This window comes from Polyangiaceae bacterium (assembly GCA_020633235.1).
GTDB lineage: Bacteria > Myxococcota_A > Polyangia > Polyangiales > Polyangiaceae > JACKEA01.
In genome coordinates, this window is sequence record JACKEA010000010.1 from 30001 (window position 1) to 46726 (window position 16726).

Annotated in this window: 13 protein-coding genes, 1 tRNA gene and 2 rRNA genes (1 of these 16 cut by a window edge); 12 read left to right on the forward strand and 4 right to left on the reverse strand. The window is 66.8% G+C overall.

What is annotated here, in order from left to right; genetic code table 11:
- From H6717_39670 to H6717_39695, 6 genes are all read left to right on the forward strand, one after another.
- Positions 1–983, forward strand: a 23S ribosomal RNA gene (locus tag H6717_39670); it begins 2030 nt to the left of the window's first position.
- 192 nt (positions 984–1175) lie between these two features.
- Positions 1176–1293 (forward strand): 5S ribosomal RNA (rrf, locus tag H6717_39675).
- A 101-nt stretch (positions 1294–1394) separates the two neighbouring features.
- Positions 1395–2783 carry an acetyl-CoA carboxylase biotin carboxylase subunit gene (locus H6717_39680; GenBank protein ID MCB9583222.1) on the forward strand — a complete coding sequence of 463 codons (1389 nt, stop codon included), beginning with the start codon at positions 1395–1397 and terminating at the stop codon, positions 2781–2783.
- 3 nt (positions 2784–2786) lie between these two features.
- Positions 2787–4517, forward strand: coding sequence for a propionyl-CoA carboxylase (locus tag H6717_39685; GenBank protein MCB9583223.1), 1731 nt, complete (start codon positions 2787–2789; stop codon positions 4515–4517).
- Positions 4517–5143: a hypothetical protein gene (locus H6717_39690; protein ID MCB9583224.1), complete on the forward strand. Its 627-nt coding sequence runs from the start codon at positions 4517–4519 to the stop codon at positions 5141–5143. The genes H6717_39685 and H6717_39690 overlap by 1 nt, the downstream gene beginning before the upstream one ends.
- 86 nt (positions 5144–5229) lie before the next feature.
- Positions 5230–7605: a transglycosylase domain-containing protein gene (locus H6717_39695; GenBank protein MCB9583225.1), complete on the forward strand. Its 2376-nt coding sequence runs from the start codon at positions 5230–5232 to the stop codon at positions 7603–7605.
- Between the two features lie 36 nt (positions 7606–7641).
- On the opposite strand, the gene H6717_39700 is transcribed toward H6717_39695, so the two are convergent.
- Both H6717_39700 and H6717_39705 read right to left on the reverse strand, forming a co-directional pair.
- Positions 7642–8106 (reverse strand): nucleoside deaminase, encoded by a 465-nt coding sequence (locus H6717_39700; GenBank protein ID MCB9583226.1) that lies wholly within the window; start codon positions 8104–8106, stop codon positions 7642–7644.
- A 43-nt stretch (positions 8107–8149) separates the two neighbouring features.
- Positions 8150–8223: transfer RNA gene (locus H6717_39705), tRNA-Arg, on the reverse strand.
- A gap of 107 nt (positions 8224–8330) precedes the next feature.
- Between H6717_39705 and H6717_39710 the strand changes: the two genes are divergently transcribed.
- Positions 8331–9134, forward strand: a complete 804-nt coding sequence (locus tag H6717_39710) for a shikimate dehydrogenase (protein ID MCB9583227.1) — start codon at positions 8331–8333, stop codon at positions 9132–9134.
- Positions 9135–9581: 447 nt separating this feature from the next.
- On the opposite strand, the gene H6717_39715 is transcribed toward H6717_39710, so the two are convergent.
- Entirely contained in the window at positions 9582–10112 is a 531-nt protein-coding gene (locus H6717_39715) for a hypothetical protein (protein MCB9583228.1), read from the reverse strand.
- 26 nt (positions 10113–10138) lie between these two features.
- Between H6717_39715 and H6717_39720 the strand changes: the two genes are divergently transcribed.
- From H6717_39720 to H6717_39730, 3 genes are read left to right on the forward strand one after another with little or no spacing between them, the layout of a single operon-like run.
- Positions 10139–11026, forward strand: a complete 888-nt coding sequence (locus tag H6717_39720) for a redoxin domain-containing protein (GenBank protein ID MCB9583229.1) — start codon at positions 10139–10141, stop codon at positions 11024–11026.
- Between the two features lie 15 nt (positions 11027–11041).
- A complete protein-coding gene (locus tag H6717_39725; GenBank protein ID MCB9583230.1) occupies positions 11042–13414 on the forward strand; it encodes a S8 family serine peptidase in 2373 nt (790 codons plus the stop codon).
- Positions 13411–13929: a hypothetical protein gene (locus H6717_39730; protein MCB9583231.1), complete on the forward strand. Its 519-nt coding sequence runs from the start codon at positions 13411–13413 to the stop codon at positions 13927–13929. The genes H6717_39725 and H6717_39730 overlap by 4 nt, the downstream gene beginning before the upstream one ends.
- Here the strand turns inward: H6717_39730 and H6717_39735 are convergent.
- On the reverse strand, positions 13926–15221 hold the full coding sequence (locus tag H6717_39735) for a hypothetical protein (GenBank protein ID MCB9583232.1): 1296 nt from the start codon (positions 15219–15221) through the stop codon (positions 13926–13928). The genes H6717_39730 and H6717_39735 overlap by 4 nt on opposite strands.
- Before the next feature lie 23 nt (positions 15222–15244).
- On the opposite strand from H6717_39735, the gene H6717_39740 reads away from it, so the two are divergent.
- Positions 15245–15775, forward strand: coding sequence for a hypothetical protein (locus H6717_39740; GenBank protein MCB9583233.1), 531 nt, complete (start codon positions 15245–15247; stop codon positions 15773–15775).
- Positions 15772–16533 (forward strand): hypothetical protein, encoded by a 762-nt coding sequence (locus H6717_39745; GenBank protein MCB9583234.1) that lies wholly within the window; start codon positions 15772–15774, stop codon positions 16531–16533. The genes H6717_39740 and H6717_39745 overlap by 4 nt, the downstream gene beginning before the upstream one ends.
- Positions 16534–16726 lie beyond the last annotated feature (193 nt).

Here is a 16726-nt window from a genome sequence, read left to right on the forward strand (position 1 = left end):
TAACGGTCCTAAGGTAGCGAAATTCCTTGTCGGGTAAGTTCCGACCTGCACGAATGGCATAACAACATCCGCACTGTCTCGACCAGGGACTCAGCGAAATTGCATAGGGGGTGAAGATGCCCTCTACCCGCGGAAAGACGGAAAGACCCCATGAACCTTTACTGCAATTTGGCAGTGATTTTCGGGTTGTTCTGCGTAGGATAGGTGGGAGGCTTTGAAGCCGGGCTTCTGGGTTCGGTGGAGCCAACGTTGAAATACCACCCTGGATAATCTGGGAATCTAACCTGCACCCGTGATCCGGGTGAGGGACACTGCCTGATGGGCAGTTTGACTGGGGCGGTCGCCTCCTAAAATGTAACGGAGGCGTGCGAAGGTTCCCTCAGGCTGATTGGAAACCAGCCGTAGAGTGCAAACGCATAAGGGAGCTTTACTGCGAGACCGACAGGTCGACCAGTTGCGAAAGCAGGTGTTAGTGATCCGGTGGTACCACATGGAAGGGCCATCGCTCATCGGATAAAAGGTACTCTGGGGATAACAGGCTGATCGCGCCTGAGAGTTCACATCGGCGGCGCGGTTTGGCACCTCGATGTCGGCTCATCGCATCCTGGGGCTGGAGCAGGTCCCAAGGGTTTGGCTGTTCGCCAATTAAAGCGGTACGCGAGCTGGGTTTAAAACGTCGTGAGACAGTTTGGTCCCTATCTTCCGTGGGCGCAGGATACTTGAGAGGAGCTACCCATAGTACGAGAGGACCTGGGTGGACGCGCCTCTGGTGTTCCGGTTGTCAGGCCACTGGCATAGCCGGGTAGCCATGCGCGGAACGGATAACCGCTGAAAGCATATAAGCGGGAAGCCGGCCTCAAGATTAGGTATCCCTGCCGCAAGGCACTAAAGGCCCCTTGTAGACGACGAGGTAATAGGCTGGGTGTGGAAGCGCTGCGAGGCGTGGAGCTAACCAGTACTAATAGGCCGTGCGGCTTGACCATCTCTCTAAGGCAAACATTTGAGCTAGCGCCCGGAGTCCGGGCCGACGAGCTCGAGCAACTGCTCGAGGGACCCTTTACGGGTCATGCAACAGCACTCGTCGTAAAACGACCGAAGTGCTCGCTGCGAGCGAGCATCACGCGCGCTGTGCGCGTGATTGTGCAGCACCAAAACGCTGTGGACGCCCGACAATTTCCGGTGGCGATATCGAAGAGGCCATACCCGATCCCATCTCGAACTCGGAAGTCAAGCTCTTCGGAGCCGATGGTACTGCACGGGCAATCCGTGTGGGAGAGTAGGACGCTGCCGGGTTAATACCCAAAGGCCCTGAGCCAGTAGGCTCAGGGCCTTTTTCTATTTTGTCCGCGAGCACGGCCGAATCCGCGGCGCGTTCTGCTAGCCTCGCGACCCCAATGGCCAGCGGAGACAAGGGCCACAGCGCGCCACCACACACCTTCCACCGGCTCTTCATCGCCAATCGCGGCGAGGTTGCCGTGCGCGTGATGCGAGCGTGCGATCTCCTTGGCATCGTGCCGGTGTTGGCCGTGAGCGAGGCGGACCGCGGCGCGGCCTACACTCAAGGACGCGAGGCCGTGTGCGTCGGTCCAGGGCGCTCGAGCGAGAGCTACTTGGCCATGGAGCGCTTGGTCCAGGCGGCGAAGCAAAGCGGCTGTACGGCGCTGCATCCGGGTTGGGGCTTCCTGGCGGAGAACCCAGTATTCGCCAGCTTGTGCGAGAGCCACGGCGTCACGTTCATTGGGCCCCCGGCTCACGTCATGCACTTGATGGGGAAGAAGACGCCCGCCAAGCGAGCGATGGCGCGCGCGGGCTTGGACGTCATTCCTGGCAGCGACGGCGTGCTCGCGGGGCTTTCAGAGGCGCGTGAGGTCGCTGCTGCAACGGGTTTCCCGGTTTTGATCAAGGCGGAGAGCGGCGGTGGTGGCCGCGGCATGCGAGTGGCGCGCAGCGCTGACGACCTCGACGACGCATTCACCAGTGCCCAGCGCGAGGCGCAGGGGGCTTTCGGCGATCCCCGCGTCTACATGGAGCGCCTCGTGGAAGGAGGACGCCACGTCGAGATCCAGGTCATCGCGGACCGTCACGGCAACGTGTGTCACATGGGCGAGCGCGACTGTACCGTGCAGCGCAAACATCAGAAGCTGATCGAGGAATCCCCGTCGCCTGCTCTCGGGGACGAGCTACGGGCCCGCACGCTGGAGCTGGCGGCAAGTGCCACGCGAAGCATCGGTTACGTGGGTGCAGGCACCATGGAGTTCCTGCTGGACGGTGACACGCTGCGCTTCATGGAGATGAACACGCGCCTCCAGGTGGAGCATCCGGTGAGCGAGATGCGGACGGGAATGGACTTGGTCCAAGAGCAGATCCGTGTCGCCGCAGGTCACCACTTGAGCTTTGCCCAAGCGGACGTGACCTTTTCGGGGCACGCCATCGAATGCCGCATCAACGCCGAAGATCCAGCCCAGGACTTTCGGCCAAGCCCTGGCACCATCACCGACTGGCAGCTGCCCCCCGACGCGCCGGATCTCCGAATCGAGACCCATGTTGCGCCCGGCTACGTGGTGCCGCCCTTCTACGACAGCCTGATCTGTAAAGTGATCGCCCACGGCAAGGACCGGGAGGCCGCCCGTAAGCGCATGATTTCGGCGCTGAAGGAGCTTCGCTGCATCGGGATTCACACAACCATCCCCATGCACCTCCAGATCTTGGAGTCCGAGGCCTTCCGCACCGGAGACTACGACACGCGTCACATTCCCGGCCTCGACGACGGAGGTAAGGCCTGAACCATGGCCCACGTGCCCCTCACACCCATTGGTCGGCCGCGCGATCAGGTGGTCGACGACTCGACGTTCCGCGAGCATCGCGAGGCCTTGCTGGCGTTGGAGCAGAAGCTCCAGGAACGCCGGGCGGACGTACATCAGGGGTGGGGACCGAAGTACCAGGACCGCGTTCACGCGAAAGGCAAGCTCACCGTAAGGGAGCGGATCCAGCTCTTGGCAGATCCCGGCAGCAGGATCTTCGAGGTCGGCACCTTCGTGAACTACGGCCTCGAGTTCCAGGGTGGGCTCAAGTCCCCCGGCGCCGGGGTGCTGACGGCGTTTGCCCGAGTCGAGGGGCGCTGGTGCATGGTGATCGGGAACGACAACACCGTGGCCAGCGGCTCCTGGTGGCCCAAGACACCGGAGAAGATCCAGCGCGCCCAGATGATGGCGCTGCGGCTTCGGATCCCCACCATCTACCTGGTGGACTGCAGCGGGCTGTTCCTCCCGGAGCAATCGAAGAGCTTTCCGGGAGGCATTGGTGCGGGCCACATCTTCAAGATGAACAGCCTGCTCTCCGCCAGCGGCGTGCCGCAAATTGCCGGGGTTTTTGGCGATTCCATCGCAGGCGGTGGCTACATGCCGATCATCAGCGATCGCGTGTACATGACCGAGCAGGCGTACATGGTGATCGCCGGCGCCGCCCTCATCAAGGGCGCCAAGAGCCAGAAGATCACGAGCCTCTCCATAGGTGGACCGGAGGTGCACGTGCACCAGAGTGGCTGCGCCGACGCACGGGTGCCCAACGACGAGATCCTGATCGAGTCGCTGCGGCGCGAAGTGCGCAAGCTGCCGACCTCGGGCGCCGATTTCTATCGTGGCGACACCGGGCCGCTCGATCCGGCGTACCCCAGCCATGAGCTCGCCGGGCTCCTGCCGGCGGACCACCGCGAAGCCTACGAGGTGAACGAGGTGCTGGCGCGGCTGTGCGACCAGAGCCTGTTCTGGGAAGTGATGCCGTCGGTGGGCGAGGAGATGGTCTGCGGCGTGGGGCGAGTGGGCGGCCTGTACACTGGCTTCATCGCCAACCGTCAGGGACTCGTGGGCGATCCGGATCAGCCCGGCCGTCAGCGCCCGAGCGCCATCTTGTACCGCCAGGGTATCACCAAGGTGAGCGCGTTCTCTCGCGCCTGCAACGCAGATGGCATCCCCATCGTGTGGCTGCAGGATATCTCCGGCTTCGACATCGGCGCGGAGGCGGAGCGGCAGGGCCTGCTCGCGTACGGCTCGAACCTCATCTACACGAACTCCACCAACGACGTGCCCATGTTCACGGTGCTGCTGCGCAAGGCATCCGGCGCTGGGTACTACGCCATGAGCGGGCTGCCCTACGATCCAGTGGTGCAGCTTTCGACAATGGTTTCGAGGCTTTCCGTGATGGAAGGGCGGACCTTGGCGATCGCGACCTACAACACGAAGCTGGACGACGACTTCGAGATCCTGACGCAGGATCCACAAGAGCGCCGCGCCGTGGAAGAGGGCATGAAGGCCGTCGAGAAGCGCATCGAAGCGGACATGGATCCCTTCGTGTCCGCTCGTCAGATGGACACCGACGAGATCGTCGAGCTTCGAGAGCTCCGTGACTACCTCGCGATGTTGGTCGAAGCGGCCTACCAGGCTCCGGGCACCCGTCGCATCAAGAACTCGCGCATCTGGAGCCTGCACGACCTCACGGATCTGGTGGAGGGGGTGCGCTGATGGCGACCGCGAAGCGCCGCTGGATCCGTCACGGTCGCAGCCACGCGCCCAGTGTGGTGGCCAAGACGACCTCGCGCGACGACGGCATCCTCGAGGTGCGAGCCCCCTTCCCGGGCTTCTTCCGGGGCGGGCCTGGGCCCGGCTCGTTGGTGGCGCCCAACACGTTGGTGGGGGAGCTCGAGCTCCTGGGCACCTTGTATGAGGTGTGTAGCGACGAACAAGCCCACGGCCTCGTGGTCGGCGAGATCCCCGCGGTGCGCTCGGCGCGACGCGCGGTGGAGCACGGGGAGGCCTTACTGCTGCTCGATCCCAGCGAGGCGGCCGTGCACGCTGCAGAGCTGGAGGCGGAACGCGAGCGCGATCAGCACACCGGATTGGTCTTCAGTGCCCCGTCCAGCGGACGGTTCTATTCGCGCTCCAGCCCCGACAAGCCGGCCTTCGTCACGGTGGGGGACGTGATCGAGGAGGGGGCGCCGGTGGCGCTCTTGGAAGTGATGAAGACCTTCCACCGAATCGCCTACGGCGGTGCAGGCCTGCCTCACCGCGCCCGGGTACTGGCCATTTTGGCCAATGATGGCGCGGACCTGGAGGTCGGCGACGCCATCCTCGAGGTCGAGCAGGCCTGACCCCAGCGGATTCCTTAACGGACGCAGGGCGTTGTTTCCGGGAGGTGGGCCAGCTCGGTCCGCTGGCGCTACCCTTTCCGCCCTCGATGCGCCGTTCGGTCAAGATCGCCCTGTTCGCGACTCCCGTCGCCCTCGCCACCCTGGCGGGGGGCTTCGCTCCAATGGTGCGCGCTAAAGCCGAGGCGAAAGCGGAGGCGCGAGGTGCGACCCTCACCGTGGGATCCGTTCGTCCCGGTGCTGGGCGGGTCTGGCTCCGGGACGTCGTGGTGCACTTCGCGGACATCCCCGCGCTCGAGACCCATCTCGACGCCATCGAGGTGAACGTCACCCCGAGCCTCGGGGTGCGGAGCGTGGCCGTTCATGGCGGCACTGTCGTGATTCGAGGCAGCGCCGCCGAGCTCCGGGAGCAGATCAGCGCTTGGCGCCAGAAGCGGGGCGCGAGCAGCAAGGGCGGAACGAGCAGCACCACCTACACTGCCGATGGCCTCCGATTGGTTTGGCACGACGCGGAAGCGGGCGGCCCGCCGCAGCGCGTCTGGGGCCTCGCTTACCGACGGTCCGACGCGGGCGAGCGGATCACGGCGGATCTCGCCCGGGTCGACGTCCGTGGCGTACGCGTGGAAGCGCTGAAGCCCGCGGTCGAGCTCGCACGCAAGGACGGACGCCGCGTCCTCGAGCGCCTCAGCGCGGAGTCCGTGCTCGCGACCCTCGATCTCGATGGCGCCGCCCACGACCTGATGCCCGCCGACGGGCCCACGGAGACGAGCCCCACGAAGCCCGCCCAGCAGCTCGAGCCCGCCAAGGGGGCGAAGGACAAGACGGCGCTCGGAGCCAAGAGCCGCCTGCGACGGCTGATCGCCTTGGCGCCGGAGCGCGGCCCCAAGATCCGTCGTGCCTTCGATCGCGTGGCGCAGCTCGCGGCGGTCGGGCTGCCAGCGTCGGGAGAGCTGGACCTGTCCGGCCTGCGGCTCAAGCTTCGGCGCAACGGAGAGACGCTCAACCTCGGCCCCGCGCGGCTACGGGTGAAACGTGACGAGCAGTCCGTTCACGCCAGCTTGGTGCCCGGAGAGCAAGCGAAGCAGCCGGTACGCGTCGACCTATCGCTTCCGCTGGGCGAGGGCGAGGTGGAGATCAAGGCCTCGGGGGGACCCATCGGCCTGTCGTTGCTGGGGATCCAGGAGGGGGATCTCGGCCTCACCAACGTCGAGGGTGCACAGCTCGAGATCCGCAGCACCGCGGTGCTTTCGGCGGACGGAAAGAAGCTCCGCGGTTTCGGCTCCGGCAAGCTCACGGGGCTCGGGATCGACAAGCGTTGGCTCGCTTCCAAGCCGGTGAGCGGCATCGACTTCGGTTGGCGGGGCCGCGGGGAGGTCCAGCTGGACGGCTCTCGCATGGACATCCAGGAGGGTGAGCTCGACGTCGGCAAGGTTCGAATGGACCTCAAGGGCTACGTGGAGCGCTTCCTGGAGAAGGACGAGGAGCAGGCCAAGATCGTTCTCGAAGGGGGCGTCCCCCTCGCATCGTGCCAATCGATGCTCGATTCCACTCCGGAAGGGCTCGCGCCGCTGCTGAACGGCATGCGAGCGAGCGGGACCTTCGCTTTCGATGGTCGGCTGGAGCTCGACACCCGCCGGCCCCAGGACGTGGTCACCCGCTTCAACGTGACCAACGAGTGTCGCATCACCGCCACCTCCGCGGATGTCGCCCCCCGCCGCTTCCGTTCCACCTGGACTCGCGACGTGAAGGACGCGAGCGGTAGGATGGTGCAGATCCAGAGCGGTCCGGGCTCTCTGGGCTGGACGCCTCGCGGGGCGATCTCCCGGCACATGGAGACGGCCGTGCTCATCTGCGAAGACGGAGCCTTCTTCCGCCATCACGGCTTCGATCACGAGGCCATCACCAACTCCATTCGCGAGAACCTCAAGGCCGGCCGCTTCGTGCGGGGGGCGAGCACCATCAGCATGCAGCTCGCCAAGAACCTGTACTTACCCAAGGAGAAGACAGTCTCGCGCAAGCTGCAGGAGGCCGTCCTGACTCAGCTCTTGGAGCAGGAGCTGACGAAGGACGAGATCATGGAGCTTTACCTGAACGTCATCGAGTTCGGTCCCGGGATCTACGGCATCGGTCCCGCGGCGGCGTATTACTTCAACGCCACGCCGAGCCAGCTCTCGCTAGGGCAAGCACTGTACTTGGCGAGCATATTGCCGAACCCGAAGCGGCAGTACTTTGGCGCGGATGGGCGAGTGACGCCTGGTTGGTCCGGCTACCTCCGCAAGCTGATGCACATTGCCGCGAAGATACATCGTGTCAGTGAGGACGAGCTGGCCGACGCCCTCAGCGAGCAGGTGACGTTCAAAGTGCCGTACTCGCCGCGACTACCGCGAGAAGACGAAGAAGGCGAGGTCGCGGGAGCGAGCGGCAGTGCCGAACCGGCGCAACCCGCTGATTCCGCGACGTACTGACCAAAAAGAAAAACGGAAGCTGCGACGGAGAGAGCGCTACTTCTCTCCTGCGGCGCGCAGCTTGGCGAAGAACGCCTGCAAGCGCGCGCGGGACTCTTCGAGCAAAACACCGGGAGTGACGTCGAAGCGGTGGTTGAGGCGAGCGTCGCGTCCGATGGAGAACAGTGTGTCTATGGCGCCCGCTTTGGGATCACTCGCGCCGTAGACCAACCGCTTGATGCGGGCGTTGACCAGCGCTCCCGCGCACATCGGGCAGGGTTCCAGCGTCACGTACAGGGTGGCGCCCTCGAGGCGCCAGTGCCCGATGCGGCGCGCGGCGGCTCGCAGCGCTACCAGCTCGGCGTGACCGGTGGGATCCCCATCCAGCTCTCGACGGTTCTCGCCCCGGGCCAGCTCCTGGCCTTCCGCGTTCACGATGACGCAGCCGATGGGCACGTCCCCGTGGCTCGCCGCGAGGTCCGCCTGCTCCAGGGCAAGCTGCATCCAGCTCGAGTCGGTCATGACCAAAGAAAAAGCCCGTGGCGGGTTTTGCCACGGGCCTTCGCGCGCCCGGAAGGATTCGAACCTCCGACCCTCGGTTCCGTAGACCGATGCTCTATCCAGCTGAGCTACGGGCGCTCAGGGCTCGCCGGTATAGCACGACCGGCCTCCGCCACAACCGAAGAAAATACCCGCAAAAACCGCGCACAACCGCCGGGTTTTCAGGCGCGGTAGGCTGGTTGGCCGTGACCCCTTCCGCTCCCATCACCCTGTGCGGCTCCCTGAGCCGCTACCCCGTGTCCCTGGGCGCCGCCATGCACTTGGCGGGATACCGCGCGTTGGGGCTTTCGTTCACCTATGTCCCCTTCGCGGTGGAGGACCTGGAAGGCGCGCTGGCTGGCATGCGGGCTCTGAGGATCCGGGGCTTCGGTGTCAGCATGCCGTACAAGCTGAACGTCATCCCGCTATTGGACCGCCTCGATCCTCTGGCCGCCCGCATCGGCGCCGTGAACACCATCGTGAACGACGACGGCACTCTGGTGGGACACAACACCGACGCTTGGGGCGCTGCGCGCGCGCTTTCGGAGGTGATGGAGCTCCAGGGGCGGCACGCCACGATCATCGGCGCGGGGGGCGCAGCGCGGGCAGTGGCGTACTCGCTGAAGCAGGAAGGGATGCGGCTGCACATCGTCAATCGCACGCCTGAAAAGGCCGAGCGCCTGGCGGACGGCTTGGGAGTGAGCGCGGGGGCCCTCGACTCGGTGAACCCGGAGGACGCAGTGATCAACTGCTCGAGCGCGGGGATGTCGGAGTATGGAGCGTCCAGCCCGCTCGCCAGCACGTGTCTGCGGCCAGGGCTGGTCGTGATGGACATCGTCTACAAGCCAGTCCGCACCCGGCTCTTGGCCGAGGCGGAGGCCGCGGGGGCGACCACGGTTTCCGGTGCCCGTATGCTGCTGCATCAGGCCTGTCGTCAGTTCGAGCTCTACACGGGCCAAGCGGCGCCCCTTACGGCCATGGATGACGCGCTGCGGCAGCAGCTCGAGTAGTCGCCTGTCCGATATGTGCCTACACCTCGCAAAGGTTGCACAGGCGTCCAAGGGGCATGACACGAACGCCAGGGCTTGCGCCCGGCGGGTTTCGTGTACAGCAGGCGTTCTGGGGAGATTCTGAGGAGATTCCCGGCAGTTACGTGCGGGCCACGGAATCGTGGCACGGAGACTGCTTAAGCACGGACAACTTGTGACGGCTTGGGCTACGGCCTGGGCTGGCTTTTCGAGAGGTCAGGTATCAGCTGCCGCTCGAACTAAGGCTTAGGGCCCCGGGGATGGGGTGCCAGTGATTGGGCTTCGCTTAGCGCTTACTCTCTTTCTTCGGCTCTTCTTGAATTAGCTTTAGCTCTTAAACAGCTTTTTTTCAGCGATGACCCGACGGGCTTTCCGCCGGGTCTTCGTGATTTTGTCTACGGGCTTCGAGGGTCTGACGTTTCAACCCAGCTATGGATTTGAACCGTCACCTGCCTTCGGGGATTCCCCGCGGGGCAAGCCAAACAGGTGGTCCGCCACCGCTTCGGCGTGACAGCGCGCACACAGGGCGACGGAGCCCTCTTGCACGCGCCCATCGGCACGCACTCTGCTGAAGCGCCAGTCGCCGCCCTTCTTCTCCATGACGTAGATGGGGCCCGGCTTTCCTCGCGTGGCGTCCTGGTGGAAGGCGGCGATGACGGCTCCCTCGGGCATCACTGCGCCGGGGCGAAGTGCCGCATAGGCCTCCCGCGCGTTCGGGCTCACGCGCACGGAGAGCGTCCAGCGACCGCCCGCATGGCCGCGGCTGGTGAAGGGCTCGTCATTGACGCTGGGCCAGGACTCGGCGTCGTCGAGGGCCGACCAGCGGACCACTGGCCGGGGTTTGGCCGCGCGGCGAGTCGGGGCGCCCTCGGCGACCACGGAAGCGCCGGGGTAGCCGTGCGTGGTGCTCGAAGCACAACCTGCCAGAGCGACGCCAACAATGAGGGATCGAGCGCGCACGGCGGCCGCATGGTACCACGTGCATCATGGCGCTCCGCGGTTTGCTGGCTCTCGCGCTGTTCGTCAGCGGTTGCACCGAGCCCTCGCCGCCGCCCGCGAAGTCGCCTTCGTTTGCCGCCCTCGAACAACGGATGGCGGTAAGTGTCGGAGCGCCGGAAGCCGTCGAACCGGAGCCGACGACACGCAGCGAGCGGGGGTGGCTTGGCGTGGAGCTCTCGGCGACCCCGTCGGACCGTCCCGGCGTGGCGGTGCGCTCGGTGATCCGCAATTCGCCGGCGGAGCACGCTGGGCTTCGCGATGGCGACGTGATCCTGCGCGTGGACGGCCAGGACGTGCACACGCCAGACGACGTGGTCCGCCTCGTGGGAGACAACCCTGCCGGCGCCCGCGTGGGAGTCTCCTTCGCCCGCGGCAGCGACCAGCGCATGCTCCAGGTGCGGCTGGGGCCCGCCCCCGACGACGACGGCGTGATGCGCATGCGGTACGTGGGCGCGCCGGCGCCCGCCCTGGTCCAGCTGCAGACGGTGCAAGGTAGCGTGACGCCGACCAAGAACGCGCTGCAAGGCAAGGTCGTGGTGCTGGAGTTCTGGGCGTCGTGGTGCGCCGTGTGTCGCTTTCTGGTGCCGAAGATGAACGAGTGGCACGACCGCTTCGGGATGCAGGGTGTGGAGGTATTGGGGGTCACCACCGAGCCCGTGGTTCCCGCGGCCCAGGCGGCGAGTCAGCTGGGGATGGGCTATCCCATCGCATCGGACAACAGCGGCAAGACCACCGAGGCCTATCGCGCCAACGCGCTACCCACGCTGTTCGTCCTCGATCGCAAAGGCATCGTCCGAGACGTCGTGGTCGGCTACTCGTCGGACCGTATTGCCCACATGGAGACGGTGATCGACAAGTTGGTCGCGGAACCCTGAGGTATGCTGCCCGCCGTGCGACGAGCAATCGCGACGCTGCTCGCGGGTCTGTGTTGGGCGTCGGGGGCCTCCGCGCAGGTGAACGCCGTCGAGCTGGCGCGGGCGTTGAAGCAGGCGCCAGGTCGGCTCCGGACCATCGTTCGTGGCACTGCTCCCGGCTTGGTGCAGGTGGCCCCCGGCATGGCGGCGTTCGAGGGAACGCCGGCGGAGCTCCTCGCCTTCAGCAGTGCGCATCCGAAGCTGTCCTTCGAGTGGGCCCCGCCCCGGCGGCCGCTGATCGACGCGGCCCGGGTGTGGGTCGGTGCGCCGAGCTTCCAGAACATGACGGGGCTGCGGGGCAAGGGCGTGGTGGTCGGCATCGTCGATACCGGATTCGACCCGAAGCACCCGGATCTGCAAAACCCTGACGGCAGCACGCGGGTCGCCTGGGCGCTGGACCTGTCGCGCGGGGCCACCGGCCGCCACCCGAGCCTGGAGACGGAGTTCGGCTGCGTCGATTCGGGCCAATGCGCCATCCTCGACGCGTCGGACATCGACGAGCTGATCGCCAATGGCGGAACCACGGCTCCGCGCGACGCGTTCGGCCATGGGACGCACGTCGCTTCCCTGGCCGCCGGCAATGGTCGCTCCACGGACCCTCCACGCTACGCAGGCATCGCCCCGGAAGCCACCTACGTCATGGTGCGGGTCACACGCGGGGACGACGGCGCCATCTACGACCCGGACGTCCTGCTCGCGACCAAATTCGTCTTCGATCGCGCGGAGGCTCTCGGCATGCCCGCCGTGGTGAACCTGAGTCTGGGCAGCGACTTCGGCGGCCATGACGGCAGCGCGGCGCTGGAGCAGGGCCTGGCGAGCTTCGTCGGGGCGGATCATCCCGGCCGGGCCATCGTGGTCGCGGCGGGCAACAGCGCGGGCGTCTACGGCAACATCACGACGGCGTACCCCGAGCCTTTCGGCATTCACACGGAGGTGCACGTCCCGCGTGCGTCCGTCGCCCGCGTTCCGATCCTGTCGCCCACCTTCGGCCCCGCTACGACGCACGCCACCATCTACATCTGGATTGCCTCGCGTCCTGGGGACGCCCTCGAGGTGGGTCTCGACGACGCCGACGGCAAGTGGATCGATCCACTGTCACCCGGCCAGGGCGGCAGCTACGAGCAGGGCAACCTCACCGCGACGATCATCAACCAGCAGCATCGCGACGGCAGCCCGATCCCCACTGGCAACACGGGCGCGGTGGTGGTGCTCGACGGCTCTTGGAAGAGCGGCTCCACCTTCGCCCTTCGCCTCCAAGGTCACGGTACGGCGTCTGTGTGGCTCCAGAGCGAAGGGGACCTCAGCCCCGGTGCCGGCAGCACGGGCGCGCTGTTTCCCAAGGCCACCAAGGAAGGCACCATCGGGATCCCGGCCTCCAGCTCCGAGCTCATCTCCGTCGGCGCCACCATCAACCGCGTGGGCTGGCCGACCCGTGACGGCAAGAACGTGAAGATCGAGAGCTTCGGCGCCATGAGCCCGCCCGTCGCGGAATCGACGGCGTACTTCAGCGGTGCCGGTCCCAATGCCCTCGGCCAGATCAAGCCGGACATCTCGGCGCCGGGAGCTTTCGTGGTGGGCGCCATGTCGAGCCTGGTGGATCCCGCCAAGAACGGCGGCAAGGGTCTGTTCACCGGGGCCAGCACCTGTGCGGAGCAGCCAGGGTGTCTGGTGGTGGACGATTTCCATGCCGTTACCAGCGGCACCAGCATGGCCGCGCCCATCGTCTCCGGAGCCATTGCGCTGCTGCTGTCCCGAAAGCCCACGCTCACCCAACCCGAGCTCCGGGCGGTGTTGCAGGCGGGGGCGCATTGGCCCGTGGGCAAGGTGCTCCTCGACCAACAGCTGGGCCCTGGCGTGTTGGATCTGGTCGGCGCGCTGCAAGTGCTGGACGCCGACGTCTCACCCCTCACGGAGATCCCGGACGCCGACCACAGCTGGCTCTCCCTGGCGAGCTCCTACGCGCACCCCGATCCCGAGTGGCCGTTGATCGGCTTCGTCGAGCTGCGCGGACCGAACGGCATCGCCGACGGCTTCGACGCGGAGCGGCTGTCGCTGTCCGCCACCCACGGGAGCATCAGTGAAGCCCTTACCCGCGTGGCGCCCGGGCTGTGGCGTTTTGCCGTGGCGGCCCCCGCGAACAGCGGCGGACAGCAGCTTTCCCTGGCGTTGAGCTTCGACGGCAAGCCGCTCTTGCAACGAAATGTCGCCATCGCCGTCGATCGTTGGGTGGCTGAGGAAGGCGTGAGCACGCAGGGGGGCTGCAGCGTGGGGCGAGGCCGCGGCAGGCTCTTCGCGTTCGCCCTCCTCGCGTTGGGGCTCGCCGCCCTGACCCGTCGGAGGTGGTCGTGAAGCTCCTCGGTCTCGCGCTGCTGTGCGTCGCGTGTCAGCCGCCAGCGATGACTCCCACGCTGGAGCCTGAACAACCCGCCCCGACGCGGCGGCCCGCCGCCCCGGCTCCGCCACCCCCCGCCCCCACCAAGCCGCCGCCTCCAAAGCAGGACACCGCGCCGCCACCGCTGTCGTCACCGAACCCCTTGGTGGATGGCGGCGCGCCCGTGGAAGACGCCGCTCCGCCACCCCCCGCCGGGCCGCCCAAGACAACCGAAGTCGCTCTGGCGCAAGCCGGTCGCGCGGTGCTCGGTTGCTTCGACGACCAGACCGAGAACACCGGCAAGCTCTTGGTCCGCGTCACCGTGGACACCTCGGGCAAGGTCACCCACATAGATATCGTCAAGGACAAGAGCACCGCCGCGCTGCTCGGCGGCGCTTTCGAGAGCTGCGTCCGCGGCGTGTTCGAACGCCAGCCGTTCCCGTCCCGTAGCACCGAGGCGGTGATCGACGTGCCGCTCGATTTCAAACCCTAAAGCTTCGTCAGATACACCGTGCACTCGTGCGGCTCGGCCGGTGTCACGTCGGGATCGAAAGGGTGCGCGAGATCTACGCCGCCGAGGTTCATGCCGACCACGATCACGCCCACGGCGCCCTCGAGATTGACGAGCTGCTGTTCCACGTGGGTCGCTCGTTCCTTGAACGGCGCCGCGATTCGGCGCAGCTCGTTGCCCGCGGCGTCCACCACCACCAACGTCCAATAGAAGGTGACCGGCGCTTCCCATTCCGCCTGGAACGCCAGTGTTTCTCCCTGCATCGGTTGATCCAGCCCCAGCCATACGTACATCGATCCGGTGGGGTAGATGGCCCGCTGCGATGCCACGCGTCGAGGCAAGCTGGACAGCGGCAGGCTCCAATCGAAACGCACCCGACTGTCCATGAAGGCGCGGGTCACGGCCAGGTCCCCCATCACCTCCGCCATCTTTCGAGGGGTGTCCCCCAGGGTGTGGCGCAGCACGTCGAAGACGTCGGGCTCGTTGTCCCACTGCCACGCGTTGGGCGCCGTCTTGCTCGCGGCCGCGCCGAGCAAGGCGGTGCCCAACGCCGCGAGGTGTCCTTGGCCCCGCCGCTCGTCGAGCAGATCGAAGAGCAGCGCTCCTCGAAGCAACCCGAGCTCGGGGTGCAGCTGTGCGTCGTCCAGCTCTTCGTCGTCCAGGGCCGTGGGCGAGCCCACGATGTGCCACAGGTGGGCGGCGTATCCGCGCCGCACCGCGGGAGTGGTGCCGGCATCCAGCCGCCAGGCGATGGCCTCTCCCACGCACACCGTGGCTTGCCGCTCGAGCAGCGCCGGTCCGTCCAGCACGCAGAAGGCGGAGGCGCTGTCGAAGCGAGTGACCTCCGGAGCGTCGTGCTCGGAACGCAGCGCTCCCGAGCCCTCCGCGTTCAGGTACAGGTCCAGGGCGTTGCTCCCGCCGAGGCCTCCATCCGTCAGCGGCGCCGGCAGCTGGAGCACGTCCACCAGCTTGCGATAGGCGTTCTCCAAGGCGGCGAGGGCCTTGCGCGCCACTGCCGGCGAGACCCCCGGAGCGGGGTGAACGCACACTCGACCATCGAAGCTACAAGCTGGATTTGCCGGCGGCCGAGGGATCTCAGCCGCCATCGGGGCCCCCGTGGGCAGCCAGGGGTCGGTTTCCACCGGCGCCTTCGGCTCTGCCGCGCCACCTCCCATCAGCATGCCCCGGTCCTGGACGTGCTGCCCTCGCGCTGGCGACCCCCAAGCGAGGCCCGCCAGAAGCAGAAGCACCGGAGATTTGACACCCTGTCGCACGGCCGCCCTATACTGGCATACCCATGGGTTCCCCGCGTTTCGACCCCTCGCGAGCCGTGAAGTTCGATCTCGCTTCCGGGCAGATCGACGCCGATGGCTCGCGTGTCGTGATCCCCGCCGATGCTGTGATGCAGCTTTGGCGTGCCGCGGGTGAGGACGCCCAGCGGGATTTCGGCCGACGTATCGGCACCGAGATTGGCCGGCAAATCGCCGAGCAGCTCGAAACTCCCGCCGAAGCCAGCATCGAGTCGGTGCTGGAGCACCTCGGTGGACACCTCGCCCTGCTCGGTTTCGGCTCCTTGAGCCTCGAGCGCTGGGGGCAGGCGTTGGTGCTGGTGGTCGAAGGGTCGCCTCTGGACGACGCGCTGATTGCCGCCGTGCTGGAAGGAGCCATCCAGCGTGGCCTGGGCCGCGACGTGCATGCGGTGCCGTTGGTGCCCTCGCGGTTCTTGATGACCGGCGCAACCGGCGCGGGTCGCGCACGCGGTTGGTTGGAAGAGGGCGTGCGTTGGTCCGAGGTGATCGCGCGGCTCCACGAGCGAGGTGACGCGTGAGCACGGAGCAGATCGGCCGACTGGAAGCATTGCTCGCGCGCATTCAGCAGAACGCGGCGAAGCCACGGCCGCCCCGAGCGGTGGTGGCCCCCCCGGCGGTCGAGGTCGAAGAAGAAGAAGTCGCCATGTCCGCCCCGGAGATCGAGGCGCACGAAGAGGACTTCGGCATCCCTCCCATGGAGGAGCCGCCGCCGGCCATCGAAGCGGAGCCCATCGAGGACCTCGAGCTGCTCGACGAAGAAGAGTTCGTGGACCTCACGGAGGCGGAGGTCGAGGAAGAAGAGCCGCCGGCGTCCTCGCGCCGTCCCAAAGCCGCCAGCAGCATGGACGAAGCGCTGGCTGGCGCAGCGGAACAGCTCGACATGGAGGAAGGCCGGGAAATCCCGCTCAAGACGCCGCCTCCAGAGTCCGGACCGCAGGAAGCACCGCCGCCTCAAGGCTTCGCGCAGCCGCCGTTGCCAGACGACTTGCTGGAAGCCGACATCAGTGGTCCGCGCCCGGAGCAGCTGGGCCAGACCGTGGAGCTCGAAGAGGGCGAGCCTGCAGAGCTCGAGCTGAGTGAAGCGCCGCCCGCCATTGCCGAGCCCGCGGTGGAGGAAGAGCCGCCCATCAGCGCGGAGTCCGTGGCGATCCAGCCGGAAGTGTTCACTCGCCCCGCCGCGGAGGGCGTGCCCGCGCAGTTTGCCAGCGCGGTGAAGACGTTCCGCCCCTCCACCTTCCTCGAGCTGCTCGACGCCTCGCTGTCTCTCGGCGAGTAACGCTTGCTGAGCCCGACGAGGCTCGCTACGACGGTCGCATGAAGCTCGCGACCCTACGCAATGGCACTCGGGATGGCGCCCTGATCGTGGTGCACCCGGGCGGCACCTCCTACGCCGACGCCAAGGACATCGCGCCCACGCTGCAGGCGGCCCTCGACGACTGGGAGCGCGCCCAGCCCGCGCTGCGAAAGCT

Coding starts and splice junctions, on each gene's coding strand:
- H6717_39695 (MCB9583225.1), top strand. CDS start 5,230: ATGCGCCGTTCGGTCAAGATCGCCCTGTTCGCGACTCCCGTCGCCCTC.
- H6717_39720 (MCB9583229.1), top strand. CDS start 10,139: ATGGCGCTCCGCGGTTTGCTGGCTCTCGCGCTGTTCGTCAGCGGTTGC.
- H6717_39680 (MCB9583222.1), top strand. CDS start 1,395: ATGGCCAGCGGAGACAAGGGCCACAGCGCGCCACCACACACCTTCCAC.
- H6717_39740 (MCB9583233.1), top strand. CDS start 15,245: ATGGGTTCCCCGCGTTTCGACCCCTCGCGAGCCGTGAAGTTCGATCTC.
- H6717_39700 (MCB9583226.1), bottom strand. CDS start 8,106: ATGACCGACTCGAGCTGGATGCAGCTTGCCCTGGAGCAGGCGGACCTC.
- H6717_39685 (MCB9583223.1), top strand. CDS start 2,787: ATGGCCCACGTGCCCCTCACACCCATTGGTCGGCCGCGCGATCAGGTG.
- H6717_39690 (MCB9583224.1), top strand. CDS start 4,517: ATGGCGACCGCGAAGCGCCGCTGGATCCGTCACGGTCGCAGCCACGCG.